Origin of the sequence: Streptomyces sp. SYP-A7185 (assembly GCF_046103685.1) — a bacterium.
GTDB lineage: Bacteria > Actinomycetota > Actinomycetes > Streptomycetales > Streptomycetaceae > Streptomyces.
The window spans coordinates 455,730-475,710 of sequence record NZ_CP122310.1 but is presented as its reverse complement, the minus strand read 5'-3'; the positions used below and the strand labels follow the sequence as shown (position 1 = coordinate 475,710).

The window sequence follows — 19,981 nt, the reverse complement described above, 5'->3', positions numbered from 1 at the left end:
GTTGGGGGAGGCCCTGGTGAACGACGTCGACAAGCTCCGGTCCTACTTGCGACGCGCCGTCGACGATGCGCAGTCCCTGCGCGAGCGGGTGCGCGAGCTGGAGGATTCCGCTCGCGAGCCCCTCGCGATCGTGGGCATGGCCTGCCGCTACCCAGGAGACGTCCGCGCCCCCGAGGACCTGTGGCGTCTGGTCAGCGAAGGCGTCGACGCCATCACCGAGTTCCCCACCGACCGCGGCTGGGACACCGAGAAGCTCCTCGATCCCGACCCGGACCGACCCGGCGCTTCCTACGTCACCAAGGGCGGGTTCCTGTCCGACGCGCCCGAGTTCGACCCCGCGTTCTTCGGGATCAGCCCGCGCGAGGCGACGGCGATGGACCCGCAGCAGCGCCTCCTCCTGGAGACGTCCTGGGAGGCGTTCGAGCGGGCGGGCGTCGACCCGACCGCACTGCGCGGCAGCCGTACCGGCGTGTTCGTCGGCGCCATGACCCAGGAGTACGGCCCTCAACTCCACGACGGAGCAGCCGGGTTCGACGGCTACCTCCTCACCGGCAACACCGCGAGCGTCGCCTCCGGCCGCGTCGCCTACACCTTCGGCTTCGAAGGACCCGCGGTGACGGTCGACACCGCATGCTCGTCATCCCTGGTCTCGATGCACCTGGCGGCCCAGGCCCTGCGCAACGGCGAGTGCTCGCTGGCCCTGGCGGGCGGCGCAGCCGTCATGGCCACACCGGGCATGTTCGTGGAGTTCAGCCGACAGCGCGGACTCGCCGTGGACGGGCGCTGCAAGGCCTTCGCCGATGCGGCGGACGGCACCGCCTGGGCGGAGGGCGTAGGCCTGCTGCTGCTGGAACGCCTCTCCGATGCGCGGCGAAACGGCCATCAGGTCCTTGCGGTCCTGCGCGGTTCAGCGGTCAACCAGGACGGCGCCAGCAATGGCCTGACCGCCCCCAACGGCCTTTCCCAGGAACGCGTGATACGCCAGGCACTGGCCGGCGCCGGCCTCTCTCCGCAGGACGTCGACGTCGTCGAGGCCCACGGAACGGGAACGACACTGGGTGACCCGATCGAGGCGGAAGCGCTGCTGGCCACCTATGGTCAGGACCGCCCCGAGGACCGGCCGCTGTGGCTGGGTTCGCTGAAGTCGAACGTCGGTCACACCCAGGCCGCGGCGGGCGTGGGCGGTGTCATCAAGATGGTGATGGCCCTGCGGAACGGGGTGCTGCCCCGCACGCTGCACGTGGACGCGCCGTCCTCGCACGTGGACTGGGCTGCGGGAGGCGTGGAACTCCTCACCGAGGAGCGACCTTGGCCTAAGACGGGCCGCCCGCGCCGTGCGGGTGTGTCGTCCTTCGGCGTCAGCGGCACGAACGCCCATGTCATCGTCGAACAGGCCCCGGAGGGCGAAGCCGCCGACCACGAGGGCGCGTCGGCGTCAGGGCCGGCTGTGGTGACGGATGGGACGTTGCCGTGGGTGGTGTCGGCGAAGTCGGATGCGGGGCTGCGGGATCAGGCCCGACGGCTGCTCGATTACCTGGATGGCCCTTCGCAGGTGACGGCTGCTGAGGTTGGTCATGCGTTGGCGGCGGGCCGCTCCCTGTTCGATCATCGGGCGGTGGTGGTCGGCCGTGAACTGGCCGACTTCAGGGGTGGTTTGGCGGCATTGGCTGCTGGTGAGCCTTCCGCTCGTGTGGTCACGGGGGCGGCGGCTGCCGAGTCGGGCAAGACGGTGTTCGTGTTCCCCGGGCAGGGCTCGCAGTGGGTGGGCATGGGCGTGGAGTTGATGCGGACTTCGCCGGTGTTTGCCGAGCATCTGAGGGCGTGTGCGGCGGCGCTTGAGCCGTTCACGGGTTGGGATCTTCTCGATGTGCTCAACCAAGTGCCTGGTGTGCCTGGTTTGGATCGGGTGGATGTGGTGCAGCCCGCGTTGTGGGCGGTGATGGTTTCCCTGGCCCGGTTGTGGGAGCACCTCGGGGTTGCCCCGGACGCGGTGGTGGGGCACTCACAGGGGGAGATCGCTGCCGCGCACATCGCCGGTGTGCTGTCGTTGGAGGATGCGGCGCGGGTGGTGGCGTTGCGTTCGCGGGCGATTGCGGGCATCGCGGGTCGGGGCGGGATGGTTTCGCTTCCGGTGCCGGCGAAGGCTGCCGCAAAGTTGATTGCCCGGTGGGAGGGCCGGGTGGCGGTGGCCGTGGTGAATGGTCCGTCGTCCACCGTGGTGGCCGGTGACGCGGATGCGCTGGCGGAGCTGCTGATCCACTGCGAGAGCGAAGGTGTCAGGGCCCGGAAGATTCCGGTGGACTACGCCTCGCACACCTCGCACGTGGAGGCACTCCACGACCAGCTCCTGGAGCTCCTGGCTCCGGTTCGCGCGCAGGAAGCCACGGTGGCGTTCTACTCGACGGTCGCCGGTCACGTGGGCGGGCCGATGGCCGATACGACGGTGATGGGTGCGGCGTACTGGTACGAGAACCTGGCCACCACCGTCGACTTCCAGGCGACCATCCGCTCCCTCCTCGATGACGGGCACACCCTGTTCGTCGAGTCCAGCCCGCACCCGGTGCTGACCCATCCCTTGCAGGAGACCGCCGAAGACCACGAGGGTAGGCACGAGGTCGCGGTCACCGGCACCCTGCGCCGCGAGGACGACACCTGGCAGCGCGTGCTGACCTCCCTCGCGACCGCTCACACCCACGCCAGCGCGGACTGGGCCGGTTTCTACCCCGCCACCCGGCCCACCCACCTCGACCTGCCCACCTACCCCTTCCAACACCAGCACTACTGGATGGAGGCATCCGGAGGCGCGGCAGACGCGGCCGCGTCCGGACAGGCCGTGGTCGAACACCCGTTGCTCGGTGCGGCGGTGGAGCTGGCGGGGACCGATGTCACCGTACTGACCGGCCGGTTGTCGTTGCAGACGCATGGCTGGCTGGTCGACCACGCGGTCTCCGGCACCGTGCTGCTGCCCGGCACGGCCTTCGTCGAGATGGCGCTCCGCGCGGGTGACGAGGTAGGCGGCGATCACCTGGAGGAGCTCACCCTGCAAGCACCGCTGGTTCTGGCCGCCACCGGCGGCGTCCAGCTGCGGGTGGAGGTGGGTGAGGCCGGTGAAGCCGGGCGGCGATCCGTGAGCGTGCACTCCCGGCCCGACGGCGAGGGGACGGGTGTGCCCTGGACCTGCCATGCCACGGGCGTACTCGCCCCGGGCGGCCCGGCGCCGTCCTCGTGGGACCCCCAGGTGTGGCCGCCGGCCGGGGCGCTGCCGGTGGAAACCGATGAGCTGTACCCGGCGTTGGACGCGCTCGGCTATCAGTACGGCTCCGCCTTCCAGGGAGTGCGGGCGATGTGGCGGCGGGGAGAGGAGGTGTACGCCGAGGTGGTGTTGCCGCAGGAGCGGCACGCCGAGGCGACCGCCTTCGGCATCCACCCCGCGCTGCTGGACGCGGCCCTGCACGCCGGGCTCATTTCGGAGGACCCGGGGGCCGGGCGGGGAGCCGAGCCGCCGAGGCTGCCCTTCGTGTGGTCCGATGTGCGGTTGCATGCGACCGGCGCCACGGATCTACGGGTGCGGTTGGCCCCGTCGGGCTCTGACGCCATGGTGGTGGAGGTCGCCGACACCGAAGGCGCGCCGGTCGCGTCGGTCGGTTCGCTGGCGATGCGCCCCGTTGACCCGGGGAAGCTGGGCGGAGCACGAGAGGAACACCACGACGCGTTGTTCCGCATGGGGTGGGTGAGCCGCCCGGTGCAGGATGCCGGGGAGACCTTGCTCGGCCCGTGGGCCCTGGTGGGTGACGACGGGCTCGGGCTGGGCGCCCTTCTGGACGGCACACGTGCACGGCGGTACGCGGACTTGTCCGCGCTCGGTGCGGAGTTCGAGGCACTCGCCGCCACCAGCACAGCGACTGCCGACAGCACAGACACAGCCACCGTCGCAGCCGCAGCCACAGCCACTGACTCCGCCTTCCGACCCGAACTTGTGCTGGCCTGCCAGCTGCCCGTCCCGGAGGTCTCCTGCGCCGACGACATCGCCCCCGGCAGTCCTGCCGCCGTCCGTGCCCAGCTGCTCAGGGCACTGTCCCTGGTGCAGTCATGGCTCGCCGACGAGCGGTTCGCCGACACGCGGCTGGTCGTGGTCACCCGCGGTGCGGTGGCGGCCGGCCACGCGGAGCGGCCGGATCTCCCCTCCGCGCCGGTGTGGGGCCTGTTGCGCACCGCGCAGACGGAGAACCCGGACCGGTTCGTCCTCGTCGACGTCGATGAGGACGCGCGCTCCCTGCGAGCCCTGCCTGCCGCGCTGGCCTGCGGGGAGCCGCAGCTGGCGGTGCGTGGGGGAGAGGTCCTGGTGCCGCGGCTCGTCCGGGCCGCCGCCGACGGCGCGCTGATTCCCCCGCGGGAGGTGGCGTGGCGGCTGGACGCGACCGGCGGCGGCACCCTGGACGCGCTGTCCCTGGTGGCCGCACCCGACGCGGCTGAGCCGCTGCGGCCGCACCAGATCCGGGTCGCCGTGCGGGCGGCCGGGCTGAACGCCCGGGACGTGTCGGCCGCACTCGACGCCACCCGGGGTGAGAGCTCCGCACTGGGCGTCGAGGGCGCCGGTGTGGTGACCGAGGTCGGCTCGGGCGTGACCGGGCTGGGGCCGGGTGACCGGGTGATGGGACTGATGCCGGGAGCATTCGGCCCCCTGGCGGTCACCGATCAACACCTGGTCGTACGCATCCCTCATGACTGGTCGTTCGAGGACGCGGCATCGGTACCCCTGGCGTTCGCAGCGGCTTACCACGGCCTGGTGAACCGGGCGCAGCTGCGGCCGGGCGAGTCGCTGTTCGTGCACGACGCCACGAGCGGCGTGGGCATGGCCGCGGTGCAACTGGCACGACACCTGGGCGCGGAGGTGTTCGGCACGGCGAGCACCGACGACCGGGCCGCCCTGCGGGCAACCGGGCTGGACGACGCACACCTCGCGTCGTCGGGGGCACCGGAATTCGCGGAGCGGTTCCTGTCCGCCACCGGCGGCCGCGGCATGGACGTCGTACTGAACAGCCCGGCGCGGGAGCTGACGGACCGGGAGCCGACGGACGCCTCGCTTCGGCTGCTGCCGCGCGGGGGCCGCCTCGTGGACGCGGGCACGACCGGCACCTCGGGATCCCGGGAGGCGGCGGCCGGGTCCCCTCCCGGCGTGGAGCACCAGGCGTTCGACCTGACCGAGGTGGCCTGGGCGGAGCCGGAGCGGTTCCAGCAGACGCTGACCGAGATCGTCGCGCTGTTCGAGCGCGGAGTCCTGCGCCGCTCACCGGTGCGGGCATGGGAGGTGCGACAGGCCCCGGAGGCTTTTGCCGCGTTCAGCCGGGCCCAGCACATCGGGAGAAGTGTGCTGACCCTGCCACCGGCGTGGAACCCGGAAGGCACGGTCCTGCTCACCGGCGGCACCGGCACACTGGGCGGGCTCCTCGCCCGCCACCTGGTCACCGAACACGGAATGCGGCGCCTGCTGCTGGTCAGCCGACGCGGACCCGGCGCCGAGGGCGCCGCCGAACTGGTGGAACGGCTCGCCGGACTCGGCGCGACGGCCACGGTGGTGGCGTGCGACGTCTCCGACCCCGAAGCGCTGTCCGACCTCCTGGACGCGATACCGGCCGAGCACCCGCTGACCGCGGTCGTGCACACGGCGGGCGCCCTGGACGACGGCCTGGTCTCCGCGCTGACGCCCGAGCGGCTCGACGCGGTGCTACGGCCCAAAGCGGACGCGGCATGGCACCTGCACCACCTCACCAGGGACCGGGAACTGGCCGCGTTCGTCCTGTTCTCCTCGGTCATGGGCGCGCTCGGCGGTGCGGGGCAAGGCAACTACGCGGCGGCGAACGTCTACCTCGACGCGCTGGCCGCGCACCGCCGGGCCCAGGGACTCCCGGCCACCTCGCTCGCCTGGGGCCTCTGGGACCAGCGCAGCGACCTGACGGGTGACTTGAACCAGGCGGACCTGGCCCGGATGGCCAGGGTCGGCCTGACGCCCCTGCGGGCGCAGGAGGGACTGGCCCTGTTCGACGCGGCCGTCGCTCTCGATGAGCCCCTGCTCGTTCCCGCACGGCTGGACACCGCGCGGCTCGCCCAGGGCGGGAACGGGGCGCTGCCCACGGTACTCGGCGCCCTGGTGCGTCCCCGGACCGCTCGCCGCACCGCCGCGGCCGGTCCCACGGGTGCTGCCGCAGGCGGCCAGCGGTTCGCCGGGATGTCCGAGGCCGAGGCCGAGCGCGAGCTGATCGAGCTGGTGCGCACCCACGCCGCGACCGTACTGGGCCACGCGACACCGGAAACGGTCCGACCGGACAGCGCCTTCAAACACCTCGGCTTCGACTCGCTGACCGCGGTCGAGCTGCGCAACCAGCTCAACAACGCCACCGGCCTGCGCCTGTCCCCGACAGCGGTGTTCGACCATCCGACGCCGGCCGCGATGGCCCGGCATCTGCGCGCCGAACTGCTCGGAGAGACGCCGCTGGCCACCGAACCCCTGCTCGCGGCCACGGAGTTGGACGAACCGGTGGCCGTGGTGGGCATCGGCTGCCGGCTCCCCGGGGACGTGGGCTCGCCCGAGGACTTGTGGGACCTGGTCGCTTCCGGCAGCGAGGCGATCTCGGGACTTCCGACGAACCGGGGCTGGGACGTGGAAGGCCTGTACGACTCCGATCCGGACCGGTCGGGCAAGAGCTATGTCCGCGAGGCGGGCTTCCTCACCGACCCGGCGGCGTTCGACGCCGGCTTCTTCGAGATCAGCCCGGGTGAAGCGACGGCGATGGACCCGCAGCAGCGACTCCTGCTGGAGGTCGCCTGGGAGGCGATCGAGCGCGCGGGCATCGACCCGACCGCGCTGCGCGGCAGCCGTACCGGCGTCTTCGTCGGCGCCATGACCCAGGAGTACGGTCCGCTGCTGCACGAGGCCGCGGACGGCATGGACGGCCTGCTGCTGACCGGCAAGATAGCCAGCGTCATCTCGGGTCGGCTGGCGTACTTCCTTGGTCTCGAAGGTCCGGCGATCACGGTAGACACGGCATGCTCGTCGTCGTTGGTGGCGTTGCACCAGGCCTCGCAGGCACTGCGCCAGGGGGAGTGCACGCTCGCGGTGGCCGCCGGCGTGTCCGTCATGACCACTCCGGGACTGTTCACCGAGTTCAGCAGGCAGCGAGGCCTGGCGGCGGACGGGCGGATCAAGGCGTTCGCGGCCGCCGCCGACGGCACGAACTGGGGCGAGGGCGCAGGAGTTCTCCTCCTGGAGCGGCTTTCCGACGCGCGGCGCAACGGACACCCGGTGCTCGCCGTCATCCGCGGCTCGGCGGTCAACCAAGACGGCCGCAGCAACGGCCTGACCGCACCCAACGGACCCTCGCAGGAGCGCGTCATCCGACAGGCCTTGGCCAACGCGCGCCTCACTCCCGACGAGGTCGACGTGGTCGAGGGACACGGCACCGGCACCACCCTGGGCGACCCGATCGAGGCCCAGGCGCTGATCGCCACCTACGGTCAGGACCGACCCGAGGAACGGCCGCTGTGGCTGGGTTCACTGAAATCCAACATCGGCCACACCATGGCGGCCTCCGGCGCCGCCGGCCTGATCAAGATGGTGATGGCCCTACAGAAGGGTGTGCTGCCCAAGACGCTGCACGTGGACGAGCCGAGCCCGCACGTGGATTGGTCCGCGGGCGCGGTGGAGTTGCTGACCGAGCAGCGGCCCTGGCCGGAGGCGGGACGTCCGCGCCGCGCCGGTATCTCGTCGTTCGGCATCAGCGGCACCAACGCGCACCTGGTACTGGAGCAGGCCCCGGAGGCCGAGGAATCTACCGTCGACGAGCATGCGACGGGACCGGTGGTCACGACGGACGGGCCGGTGCCGTTCCTGGTGTCGGGCAAGAGCGCGGCGGCACTGGCCATGCAGGCGGGCCGACTCGGGGATCTCATGGCCACGGACGCCGATGTGTCGGTGGCCGATGTGGGATTGTCGCTGGCGGTTTCGCGAACGGCGTTCGATCACCGGGCAGTGGTGATCGGCCGCGAGCCAGCCGACTACCAGGACGCTTTGGCGGCGCTGGCCGCAGGTAATCCTTCCCCGCACGTGGTCACGGGGAAGGTGGCGGCTGAGCACGGTAGGACGGTGTTCGTGTTCCCCGGCCAGGGCTCGCAATGGGTCGGCATGGGCGTGGAGTTGATGCGGACTTCGCCGGTGTTTGCCGAGCATCTGAGGGCGTGTGCGGCGGCGCTTGAGCCGTTCACGGGTTGGGATCTTCTTGATGTGCTTGGCCAGGTGGAGGGTGTGCCTGGTTTGGATCGGGTGGATGTGGTGCAGCCCGCGTTGTGGGCGGTGATGGTGTCGTTGGCCCGGCTGTGGGAGCACCTGGGTGTGACCCCGGATGCGGTGGTGGGACATTCGCAGGGGGAGATCGCGGCTGCACATATTGCTGGGGTGCTGTCGTTGGAGGATGCGGCGCGGGTGGTGGCGTTGCGTTCGCGGGCGATTGCGGGGATCGCGGGTCGGGGCGGGATGGTTTCGCTTCCGGTGTCGGCGGATGCTGCCGCAGAGTTGGTTGCCCGGTGGGAGGGGCGGGTGGCGGTGGCCGTGGTGAACGGTCCGTCGTCCACCGTGGTGGCCGGTGACGCGGATGCGCTGGCGGAGCTGCTGGTCCACTGCGAGAGCGAGGGCATCCGCGCTCGCCGTATCCCGGTCGACTACGCCTCGCACACCTCGCACGTGGAGGCACTCCACGACCAGCTCCTGGAGCTGCTGGCTCCGGTTCGCGCGCAGGAAGCCACGGTGGCGTTCTACTCGACGGTCGCCGGTCACGTGGGCGGGCCGATGGCCGATACGACGGTGATGGGTGCGGCGTACTGGTACGAGAACCTGGCCACCACCGTCGACTTCCAGGCGACGATCCGTTCCCTGCTCGATGACGGGCACTCCCTGTTCGTCGAGTCCAGCCCGCACCCCGTCCTCACCCATCCCTTGCAGGAGACCGCCGAAGACCACGCGGGCAGGCAGGAGATCGCCGTCACCGGCACCCTGCGCCGCGACGACGGCGACCTGAAGCGTTTGTGCGCCTCCTTGGGCGAGGCATGGGTGCGAGGAGCGAACGTTGACTGGCCGGCGGTGTTCGCGGGCCGGGGAGCGCGTGTCGTCGAGCTGCCGACCTACGCATTCCAGCACCAGCGGTACTGGCTGGGAACGTCCGGGAGCGCCGGAAACGTCATCGCAGCGGGACAGGCTTCGGTCGGTACGGCGGATCCTGTCCCGGATGGGCAACGGTTCGCCGGGATGCCCGTCGCCGAGGCCGAGCGCGAGTTGATGGAGGTGGTGCGTGCCCACGCCGCGACCGTGCTGGGGCACACGACGGCGGAGGCGGTCCGCCCGGACAGCAAGTTCAAGGATCTCGGTTTTCAGTCGCTGTCCGCGGTGGAGCTGAGCAACCGCCTGACGGCGGCCACTGGTCTGCGGGTGTCGCCGACGGTCGTGTTCGACTATCCGACGCCGGCCGCGATGGCCCGACATCTGCGCGGCGCTCTCCCCGGCGAGGCGACGCCCTCGGCCCAACCCCTGCGGGCAGTAACGGAGTCGGACGAACCGGTGGCCGTGGTGGGCATCGGCTGCCGGCTTCCCGGGGATGTGGGATCCCCGGAGGAGCTGTGGGACTTGGTCGCGTCCGGCGGTGAGGCGATCTCGGGGCTTCCGACAGATCGTGGCTGGGACGTGGAGGGGCTGTATGACCCTGATCCCGACCGGTCGGGCAAGAGCTATGTCCGCGAGGCGGGCTTCCTCTCCGACGCGGCCGGGTTCGACGCCGGCTTCTTCGGGATCAGCCCCCGTGAAGCCCTCGCCATGGATCCCCAGCAACGCCTCCTGCTGGAGACCGCCTGGGAGGCGTTCGAGCGGGCGGGCATCCGCCCGGAGTCGGTGCACGGCACCCAGACCGGCGTGTTCGTCGGCGCGGTGGGCCTGGAGTACGGCCCGCTGCTGCACGAGGCCGCGGACGGCATGGACGGCCTGATGGTGACCGGCAAGATGACCAGTGTCATCTCGGGTCGGCTGGCGTACTTCCTTGGTCTCGAAGGTCCGGCGATCACGGTAGACACGGCGTGCTCGTCGTCGTTGGTGGCGTTGCACCAGGCCTCGCAGGCACTGCGCCAAGGGGAGTGCGCGCTCGCGGTGGCCGCCGGTGTGAATGTGATCGCCACTCCGGGGCTGTTCACCGAGTTCAGCAGGCAGCGAGGCCTGGCGGCGGACGGGCGGATCAAGGCGTTTGCGGCCGCCGCCGACGGTACGAACTGGGGCGAGGGCGCAGGGGTTCTGCTACTGGAGCGGCTTTCCGACGCGCGGCGCAACGGGCACCCGGTGCTCGCCGTCATCCGCGGCTCGGCGGTCAACCAGGACGGTGCCAGCAACGGCCTGACTGCCCCGAACGGGCCTTCGCAGGAGCGTGTCATCCGGCAGGCCCTGGCCAACGCCCGGGTCAAGGCCGACGAGGTCGACGTCGTCGAGGCTCACGGAACCGGAACCACCCTCGGTGACCCGATCGAGGCCCGAGCGCTGCTGGCCACCTACGGTCAGGACCGGCCCGAGGATAGGCCGTTGTGGCTGGGCTCGCTGAAGTCCAACATCGGTCATCTAGGGGCCGCGGCGGGCGTGAGCAGCGTTATCAAGATGGTGATGGCCCTGCGGAACGGGGTGCTGCCCAAGACGCTGCACGTGGACGAGCCGACCCCGCACGTGGATTGGTCCGCGGGTGCGGTGGAGCTGTTGACCGAGGAGCGGCCCTGGCCGGAGGCGGGACGTCCGCGCCGTGCCGGAGTCTCCTCCTTCGGTGTCAGCGGAACCAACGTGCACCTCATCGTCGAGCAGGCTCCGGAGGACGGGGACATCGCAGGCGAGGATGTTCCCGGGCCGGCTGTGGTGACGGATGGGACGTTGCCGTGGGTGGTGTCGGCGAAGTCGGATGCGGGGGTGCGGGATCAGGCGCGACAGCTGCTGGAGCACCTTGATCGTCATCCGCAGGTGACGGCCGAGCAGGTCGGTCACGCGTTGGCCGCGGGCCGCTCGCTGTTCGATCACCGGGCGGTGGTGGTCGGCCGTGAACTGGCCGACTTCAGGGGTGGTTTGGCGGCGCTGGCTGCCGGTGAGCCCTCCGCTCGTGTGGTCACGGGGGAGGCGGCTGCCGAGTCGGGCAAGACGGTGTTCGTGTTCCCCGGCCAGGGCTCGCAATGGGTGGGCATGGGTGTGGAGTTGATGCGGACTTCGCCGGTGTTTGCCGAGCATCTGAGGGCGTGTGCGGCGGCGCTTGAGCCGTTCATGGGTTGGGATCTTCTCGATGTCCTCAACCAAGTGCCTGGTGTGCCTGGTTTGGATCGGGTGGATGTGGTGCAGCCCGCGTTGTGGGCGGTGATGGTGTCGTTGGCCCGGCTGTGGGAGCACCTGGGTGTGACCCCGGACGCGGTGGTGGGGCACTCCCAAGGTGAGATCGCTGCCGCGCACATCGCCGGCGTGCTGTCGCTGGAGGACTCGGCGCGGATCGTGGCGCTGCGCTCGCAGGCCATCACCAACATCGCGGGCCGGGGCGGCATGGTCTCGGTGCCGCTTGCCGTGGCCGATGCCTCGGGGGTGGTGGCCCGGTGGGAGGGCCGGGTGGCGGTGGCGGCGGTGAACGGGCCGTCCTCCACCGTGGTCGCCGGTGACGCCGACGCCTTGGAGGAACTGCTCGCGCACTGTGAGCGCGAGGGCATCAGGGCCCGGAAGATCCCGGTCGATTACGCCTCGCACACGATGCACGTCGAGGTCCTGCACGACCAGCTGCTGGAGCTCCTTGCACCGGTACGTGCGCAGCAGGCCTCGGTGGCCTTCTACTCCAGTGTCACCGGGTACCTGGGCGGACCGCTGGCCGACACGACGGTGATGAACGCCCAGTACTGGTACGACAACCTGGCCTCCACCGTCGACTTCCAGGGTGCGACCCGAGCTCTGCTGGACGACGGGCACAGTCGGTTCATCGAGCCCAGCCCGCACCCGGTCCTCACGCACCCCTTGCAGGAGACCGCCGAAGACCACGCGGGCAGGCGGGACGTCGCGGTCACCGGGACCCTGCGCCGCGACGACGGCACCTGGCAGCGCGTGCTGACCTCCCTCGCGACCGCCCACACCCAGGCCACCCACGCCGCCCATGCAGGCGCCGGCTGGGCCCGCTTCTACCCCGCGACCCGGCCCACCCACCTCGACCTGCCCACCTACCCCTTCCAACACGAGCACTACTGGCTGCTGGACACCACCGCCGCCGGTGATCCCCACACCCTCGGCCTGCGCGCCACCGACCACGGTCTGCTCGGCGCCGCCGTAGCTCTTGCGGACGGCGACGGCCATCTGTTCACCGGAAGCCTGTCGCTGCGCAGCCACCCCTGGCTGGCCGACCATGCCGTTCACGACACTCCCCTCGTGCCCGGCACCGCGTTCGTCGACCTCGCGCTCCACGTCGGCCAGTTCCTCGACACTCCTCACCTGGAAGACCTGGCCCTCGAAGCACCCCTGACGCTCACGGGCGCGGGAGGGTTTCACCTCCAGGTGCATGTGACGGCGGCCGACAACGACGGCCGCCGGGCCCTCACCGTCCACTCTCGGCCCGACGACGACACACCCGACCGGCCCTGGACCCGCCACGCCACCGGCACCCTCGGCCCGCAGCCGCCCGCCGCACCGGACACGGCGCAGTGGGCGACGTGGGCGGAGCCGACGGCCTGGCCGCCGACCAGCGCCACCCCCTTGCCCGCCGACACCCTCTACGACCTCATGGCAGGCTTCGGATATCACTACGGCCCCACCTTCCAGGGCGTGACCGCCGCCTGGCGCGATGGCGAGACCCTCTACGCCGAGGTGGCTCTCCCCACTGACGACGCCACCGATGCCGACCAGTACGGCATCCATCCCGCCCTCTTCGACGCGGCGCTCCACCCCTCTGTCTTCGCCCGTTCCGAGCAGCGCTCGGACGAGGTCCCGCTGCTGTTCGCCTGGTCGAACGTCCGGCTGCACGCCGTGGGGGCCAGGGAACTGCGCGCTCAGATCACCCTTTCCGACGCGGGGGCGCTGCGCGTCAGGCTCGCCGACCCCGCCGGGCGGCCGGTCGCCGACGTGGAGTCCCTGGGGATGCGGTCGATCACCGCCGAGCAGTTGGCGAAGGCGGTCGCGACGGGCGGGGACGACCACCTGTTCCGCCTGGACTGGGTCCCGATGCCCGCCGCCGAGGGACTCGGGACGGACCGGGTCGCGTTCCTGGGCACCGACGTGCCCGAGGCGCTGGCAACGGCGCTGTCCGACGGCGCCACGGCCGAGCTCCACGCGGAACTGGCGACGCTTGCGACAGAGGACACTGCCGGTCTCCCGGACCTGGTCATCGCCACCGGCCTGCTGGGGCGTTCCGGACCGGCCGAAGACGTTCCCGGAGCCGCCCGCGAGACCGTGCGGTACGCCTTGAGCACGATCCAGTCGTGGCTGGACGATGAGCGGTCGGCAGGCAGTCGGCTGGTGTTCGTCACCCGGCGAGCCGTCGCGGTCGACGCCGAGACCGAGTCACCCAGCCCCGCGGACGCCGCCGCATGGGGTCTGATCCGTACGGCTCAGACCGAGAACCCCGGCCGCTTCACCGTGATCGATCTCGCGGACGAGAACACCGTCGACGCCGAGTCGTTCCGCGCGGCGCTGGGAAGCGGCGAGCCGCAGGTGGCGATCCGAGACGGTGACCGGCAGCCGCTCTATGTTCCCCGGCTCGTGCGGGAGCTGCCCACCGACACAGGCGCAGGCACGCCCACAACTACAGGTACGGGCGCAGACGTCGAGGCACCCGCGCCGGAGACGGCCGCGGGGGGCACGGTCCTGATCACCGGCGGCACAGGCACCCTGGGCTCGTTGTTCGCCCGCCACTACGCGACGACTGGGCAGGCCGCGCACCTGCTGCTGACCAGCCGACGCGGCATGGACGCTCCGGGCGCCCCCGAACTGGCAGCCGAGCTCGGCGAGTTGGGGGTCAAGGTCACCATCGCGGCCTGTGACACCGCCGACCGTGACGCTCTCGCCGCCCTCCTCGCCGCGATCCCCGACGCGCACCCCCTGACCGCGGTCGTGCACAGCGCCGGCGTCCTCGATGACGGCATCGTCACCTCGCTGACGGCGGAGCGTGTCGACGGCGTGTTCCGTCCCAAGGTCGACGCCGCCTGGCACCTGCACGAGCTGACCCGTGAGATGGGCCTCACCGAGTTCGTGCTCTTCTCCTCCATGGCAGGCGTTCTGGGTACTCCGGGACAGGGCAACTACGCCGCGGCGAACGTCTTCCTCGACGCGCTGGCCCAGCGCCGTCGCGCCGAAGGGCTGCCCGCCACCTCGCTGGCTTGGGGCTTCTGGGAACAGCGCAGCGACATGACCGGCCACTTGGACGACGCGGATCTGACCCGGGCGGCTCGTCTCGGGATCAAACCGCTCACGGCGGAGGAGGGGCTGGCCTTGTTCGAGGCCGCCCGTTCCACACGCGGCGCCTGCCTGGTCCCCGCGAAGATCGTTCCCGCCCTGCTCCGTCCGCACTTGGAGAGCGGCACTGTTCCCGCTGTCCTCCAGGGCCTTGTACGCGTTCCCGTTCGCAGGGCCGCCGCCGCCACGGCGAGCAACACCGCCGGCATCCGCGATCGCCTGGCCCACCTCTCGCACGAGGACGCCGAGGCCGCCCTCGAGACCCTTGTACGTACGGAGGTCGCCGTCGTCCTGGGCCATGCCACACCCGAGGCCGTCAATCTCACCCAGGCGTTCAAGGACCTCGGATTCGACTCGCTGACCGCGGTCGAGTTCCGCAACCGGCTCAACGCCGCAACCGGTCTCCGCCTCCCCGCCGGTCTCGTCTTCGACCACCCGACCCCGCGGCGCCTGGTCGCCCACCTCCAAACCGCTCTCGCCCCGACCGCCCAGGCGCCCACCGCGACCTCCACCGCGGCGACGGCGACCACCACCGTCGCCGCCGTCGCCGGCGACGAGCCCATCGCCATCGTGGCCATCGGCTGCCGGTATCCGGGCGGCGTGCGATCCGCGGACGATCTGTGGTCCCTGGTGGCGAGCGAGTCGGACGCCGTCGCGGAGTTTCCGGCCACCCGCGGCTGGGACGTCGAGACGCTCTACGACCCCGATCCCGACCGGCCGGGCAAGACGTACGTCCGCGAGGGCGGCTTCCTCTACGATGCCGACGCCTTCGACCCCGCGTTCTTCGGGATCAGCCCCCGTGAAGCCCTCGCCATGGACCCCCAGCAACGCCTCCTCCTGGAGGTCGCCTGGGAAACCATCGAACGTGCCGGCATCGATCCCACCGCCCTGCAGGCAACGCCCACCGGCGTCTTCACCGGCGTGATGTACGGCGACTACGGCAGCCGCCTCAGCTCGGTCCCCGAAGACCTCGAGGGCTACCTGCTCAACGGCAGCGCGGGCAGCGTCGCCTCCGGCCGTGTCGCCTACACCTTCGGGTTCGAGGGTTCGGCGGTGACGGTCGACACCGCCTGCTCCTCTTCCCTGGTGGCCATCCACCTGGCCGCGCAGGCCCTGCGCAACGGCGAGTGCTCGCTGGCCCTGGCCGGCGGCGTCACCGTCATGGCAACGCCCGATGTCTTCACCGAGTTCAGCAAGCAACGCGGTCTGTCCGCCGACGGGCGGTGCAAGTCCTTCGCCGCTTCCGCCGACGGCGCGGGCTGGGCCGAGGGCGTGGGTCTGCTGCTGCTGGAACGCCTCTCCGACGCGCGGCGACAAGGCCACCAAGTCCTCGCGGTCGTACGCGGCTCGGCGGTCAATCAGGACGGCGCGAGCAACGGCCTGACCGCCCCGAACGGGCCCGCACAGGAGCGTGTCATCCGGCAGGCCCTGGCCAACGCCCGCCTCACGGCCGAGGAGATAGACACCGTCGAGGCCCACGGAACCGGCACCACCCTCGGCGATCCGATCGAGGCGGAGGCCCTGCTGGCCACCTACGGTCAGGACCGGCCCGAGGACCGGCCGCTGTGGCTGGGTTCACTGAAGTCGAACGTCGGTCACACCCAGGCCGCGGCGGGCGTGGGCGGTGTCATCAAGATGGTGATGGCCCTGCGGAACGGGACGCTGCCCAAGACGCTGCACGTGGACGAGCCGACCCCGCATGTGGACTGGACATCCGGGGCCGTCGAACTGCTGAGGGAAACACGGCCTTGGCCTAAGACGGGACGTCCGCGCCGTGCGGGTGTGTCGTCCTTCGGCGTCAGCGGCACGAATGCCCATCTCATCGTCGAGCAGGCTCCGGACGACGAGGAGGTCACCGATCAAGGCGTTCCTGGGCCGGCTGTGGTGACGGATGGGACGTTGCCGTGGGTGGTGTCGGCGAAGTCGGATGCGGGATTGCGGGATCAGACACGACAGCTGCTGGAGCACCTTGATCGTCATCCGCAGGTGACGGCCGAGCAGGTCGGCCATGCGTTGGCGGCGGGCCGCTCCCTGTTCGATCATCGGGCGGTGGTGGTCGGCCGTGAACTGGCCGACTTCAGGGGTGGTTTGGCGGCGCTGGCTGCCGGTGAGCCCTCCGCTCGTGTGGTCACGGGGGAGGCGGCTGCCGAGTCGGGTAGGACGGTGTTCGTGTTCCCCGGCCAGGGCTCGCAATGGGTGGGCATGGGCGTGGAGTTGATGCGCACCTCTCCGGTCTTCGCCGAGCACCTGAGGGCGTGTGCGGCGGCGCTTGAGCCGTTCACGGGCTGGGATCTTCTCGATGTCCTCAACCAAGTGCCTGGTGTGCCTGGTTTGGATCGGGTGGATGTGGTGCAGCCCGCTTTGTGGGCGGTGATGGTGTCCCTGGCCCGGCTGTGGGAGCACCTCGGGGTTGCCCCGGACGCGGTGGTGGGGCACTCCCAAGGTGAAATCGCTGCCGCGCACATCGCCGGCGTGCTGTCGCTGGAGGACTCGGCGCGGATCGTGGCGCTGCGCTCGCAGGCCATCACCAACATCGCGGGCCGGGGCGGCATGGTCTCGGTGCCCCTGCCGGCGAAGGCTGCCGCAGAGCTGATTGCCCGATATGAAGGCCGGGTGGCGGTGGCGGCGGTGAACGGGCCGTCCTCCACCGTGGTCGCCGGTGACGCCGACGCCTTGGCGGAACTGCTCGCCCACTGCGAGAGCGAGGGCATCCGCGCTCGCCGTATCCCGGTCGACTACGCCTCGCACACCTCACACGTGGAGGCGTTGCACGACCAACTGCTGGAGCTGCTGGCCCCGGTGGAACCCCGGCCGGCCACGGTGGCGTTCTACTCGACGGTCAGCAGCCACGTGGGCGGGCCGATGGCCGACACGACGGTGATGAATGCGGCGTACTGGTACGAGAACCTGGCCACGACGGTCGACTTCCAGGCGACGATCCGCTCCTTGCTCGATGACGGACACACCCTGTTCGTCGAAGCCAGCCCCCACCCCGTCCTCACCCATCCCTTGCAGGAGACCGCCGAAGACCACGCGGGCAGGCAGGAGATCGCCGTCACCGGCACCCTGCGCCGCGAGGACGACACCTGGCAGCGCGTGCTGACCTCCCTCGCGACCGCCCACACCCAGGCCACCCACGCCGCCCATGCAGGCGCCGGCTGGGCCCGCTTCTACCCCGCGACCCGGCCCACCCATCTCGACCTGCCCACTTACCCCTTCCAGTACCAGCACTACTGGCTGCTGGACACCGCCAAGACCGACACCGGCCATGGGCCCGGCGCAACCGGCGGGACCAACGTCTCCGGCGGGACCGGCGCCTCCGCGGACCCGGTAGAGGCCGAGTTCTGGGACGCGGTCGACCGGGAGGACGTGGAAGCCCTGATCGGCGTGCTGGGGCTGGGCGGCTTGGAGCTGGGCGGCGCGGAAGGGGAGCGGGAGCCCGATGGCCTGCGCACCGCCCTTCCTGACGTGCTGTCCGCCATGACGTCGTGGCGGCGGCGCCGACTGGACCGCTCGGTCCTGGAGAGCTTGCGCTACCGCGCCACGTGGAAGCCGCTGCTCGGCCTCGGGACCGGGCCGACGCCGGGAGGCGAGGGACACGCCTGGCTGGTGGCCGTCCCCGAGGCAGCCGCGGCGGACCCCGCGGTGGAGACGGTGCTCGAGGCGCTGCGGCAACGCCGCACCCAGGTGATCCGATGGGACATCGCGGCGGCCGACCTGCGCGACCGTACGGCGCTCGGCCGAAGCCTCGCCGCGATCCTCACGCGGGAGGACGTACCGGGCGGTCTCTCGGGTGTGCTGTCGCTCGCCGCACTCGTCGACGACGGCCTGGGCGCCGCGCACGAGCCGGTCTCCGACGGTCTGTCGGGCACGGTCGCCCTGGTGCAGGCGCTGGATGACGAGGGCGTCGAGGCGCGGCTGTGGTGCCTGACGCGCGAGGCGGTGTCCACGGGGAACGCCGACGCGGTCGCCAACCCGCTACAGGCCCAGATCTGGGGTCTGGGCCGGGTCGTGGCCCTGGAGCGGCCGGAACGGTGGGGCGGGCTCGTGGACGTACCCGCGCGGCTGGACGGGCGCGCCGCCCACCTGCTGGGCGCGGTCCTGCACGGCGTCGACATCGTGGAGGGAGTCCCTGGTGAGGACGAGGTGGCGGTGCGCACCTCGGGAGCGTTCGGCCGGCGGCTGGGGCGCGCGCCGCTGGAGGGTTCGCCGAGCGGCGACTGGCGCCCACGGGGCACCGTCCTGGTGACGGGCGGCGCGGGGGCGGTCGGATCGCACGTCTGCCGCTGGCTGGCCCGGGCCGGCGCGCCACACATTCTGCTCGTCGGCAGGCGTGGCAAGGACACGCCCGGCATCGAGGAGTTGGAGGCGGAGCTGACGGAGTCGGGGTCACGGGTGACCGTGGCCGCGGTCGACGTCGCCGACCGGGACGGGTTGCGGGAGGTGCTGGCGTCGATTCCCGAGGAGTACCCGCTGACGGCGGTGATCCACGGCGCGGCCGTGCTCGCGGACGGGCTGGTGGAGAGCCTCACGGCCGAGCAGCTGGAGCGGGCGCTGAGGCCCAAGGTGGCGGCCGCCACGGTGCTGCACGAACTCACCGCCGATCTGGAGCTCGACGCGTTCGTGCTGTTCTCCTCGGCCGTCGGCAGCGTCTGGGGCAGCGGAGGGCAGGGCGGGTATGCCGCGGCGAACGCCTACCTCGACGCGCTGGCCCAGGTGCGGCGGGCGGCGGGGCTGCCCGCGACATCCGTGGCCTGGGGCTCCTGGGGCGGCGGTGGAATGGTGACCGGCGAGGTGGAGGAACGCCTGCGCCGGCAGGGATTGCCGCCGATGGAGCCTGAGACGGCGATGGCGGCGCTGGCCGCTTCGCTGGGCCGCGAGGAGCCGCAGGTGATGGTGGCCCAGGTCGAGTGGGCGGATTACGCGCCCGCCTTCACCGCGACCCGTGCCAGCCGGCTCATCGCCGATCTCCCCGACGTCGCCGGGCCCGCCGCGGCGCACCCGGGCGATCAGGTGGGCGAGGAGTCGGAGGGCGACTTGATGGCCCGGCTGAAGGGGCTGCCGGACGGCAAGGTGGACGACACCCTGCTGGAGACCGTGCGTGCGCATGCCGCGGCGGTTCTCGGCCTGGGCGGCCCCGAGAAGATCGGTGCAGAGCGGGCCTTCAGCCTGGTCGGATTCGACTCGCTGACCTCGGTCGAGCTGCGGAACCGGCTGCGGCGCGCGACCGGTCTGCAACTGCCCAGCACGCTGCTCTTCGACTATCCGACGCCGGTCGTCGTGGCGCGGTACCTGAGGGAGGAACTCTTCCCGGAGCGGACGGCCGACGACGGTGACACGTCATCGAACGGCACGAACGGCGCCAACGGCGCGGGTCACGCACCGGAGAACGGCGAGGGGCCCTCGCTGGACGAGATGAGTGTCGACGACCTGGTGCGCATGGCGATGAAGAACGACGTTCCCGACGAGATGCGGAGGTCATGATGACCGGGGCGAATGATGAGG

General features: G+C 71.4%; 1 protein-coding gene. It reads left to right on the top strand.

Features of this window, described 5'->3' with window-relative positions; genetic code table 11:
- Positions 1-16: 16 nt before the first annotated feature.
- Positions 17-19,960 carry a type I polyketide synthase gene (locus QBL25_RS02085; protein ID WP_409055214.1) on the top strand — a complete coding sequence of 6,648 codons (19,944 nt, stop codon included), beginning with the start codon at positions 17-19 and terminating at the stop codon, positions 19,958-19,960.
- The last annotated feature ends 21 nt before the right edge of the window (positions 19,961-19,981 follow it).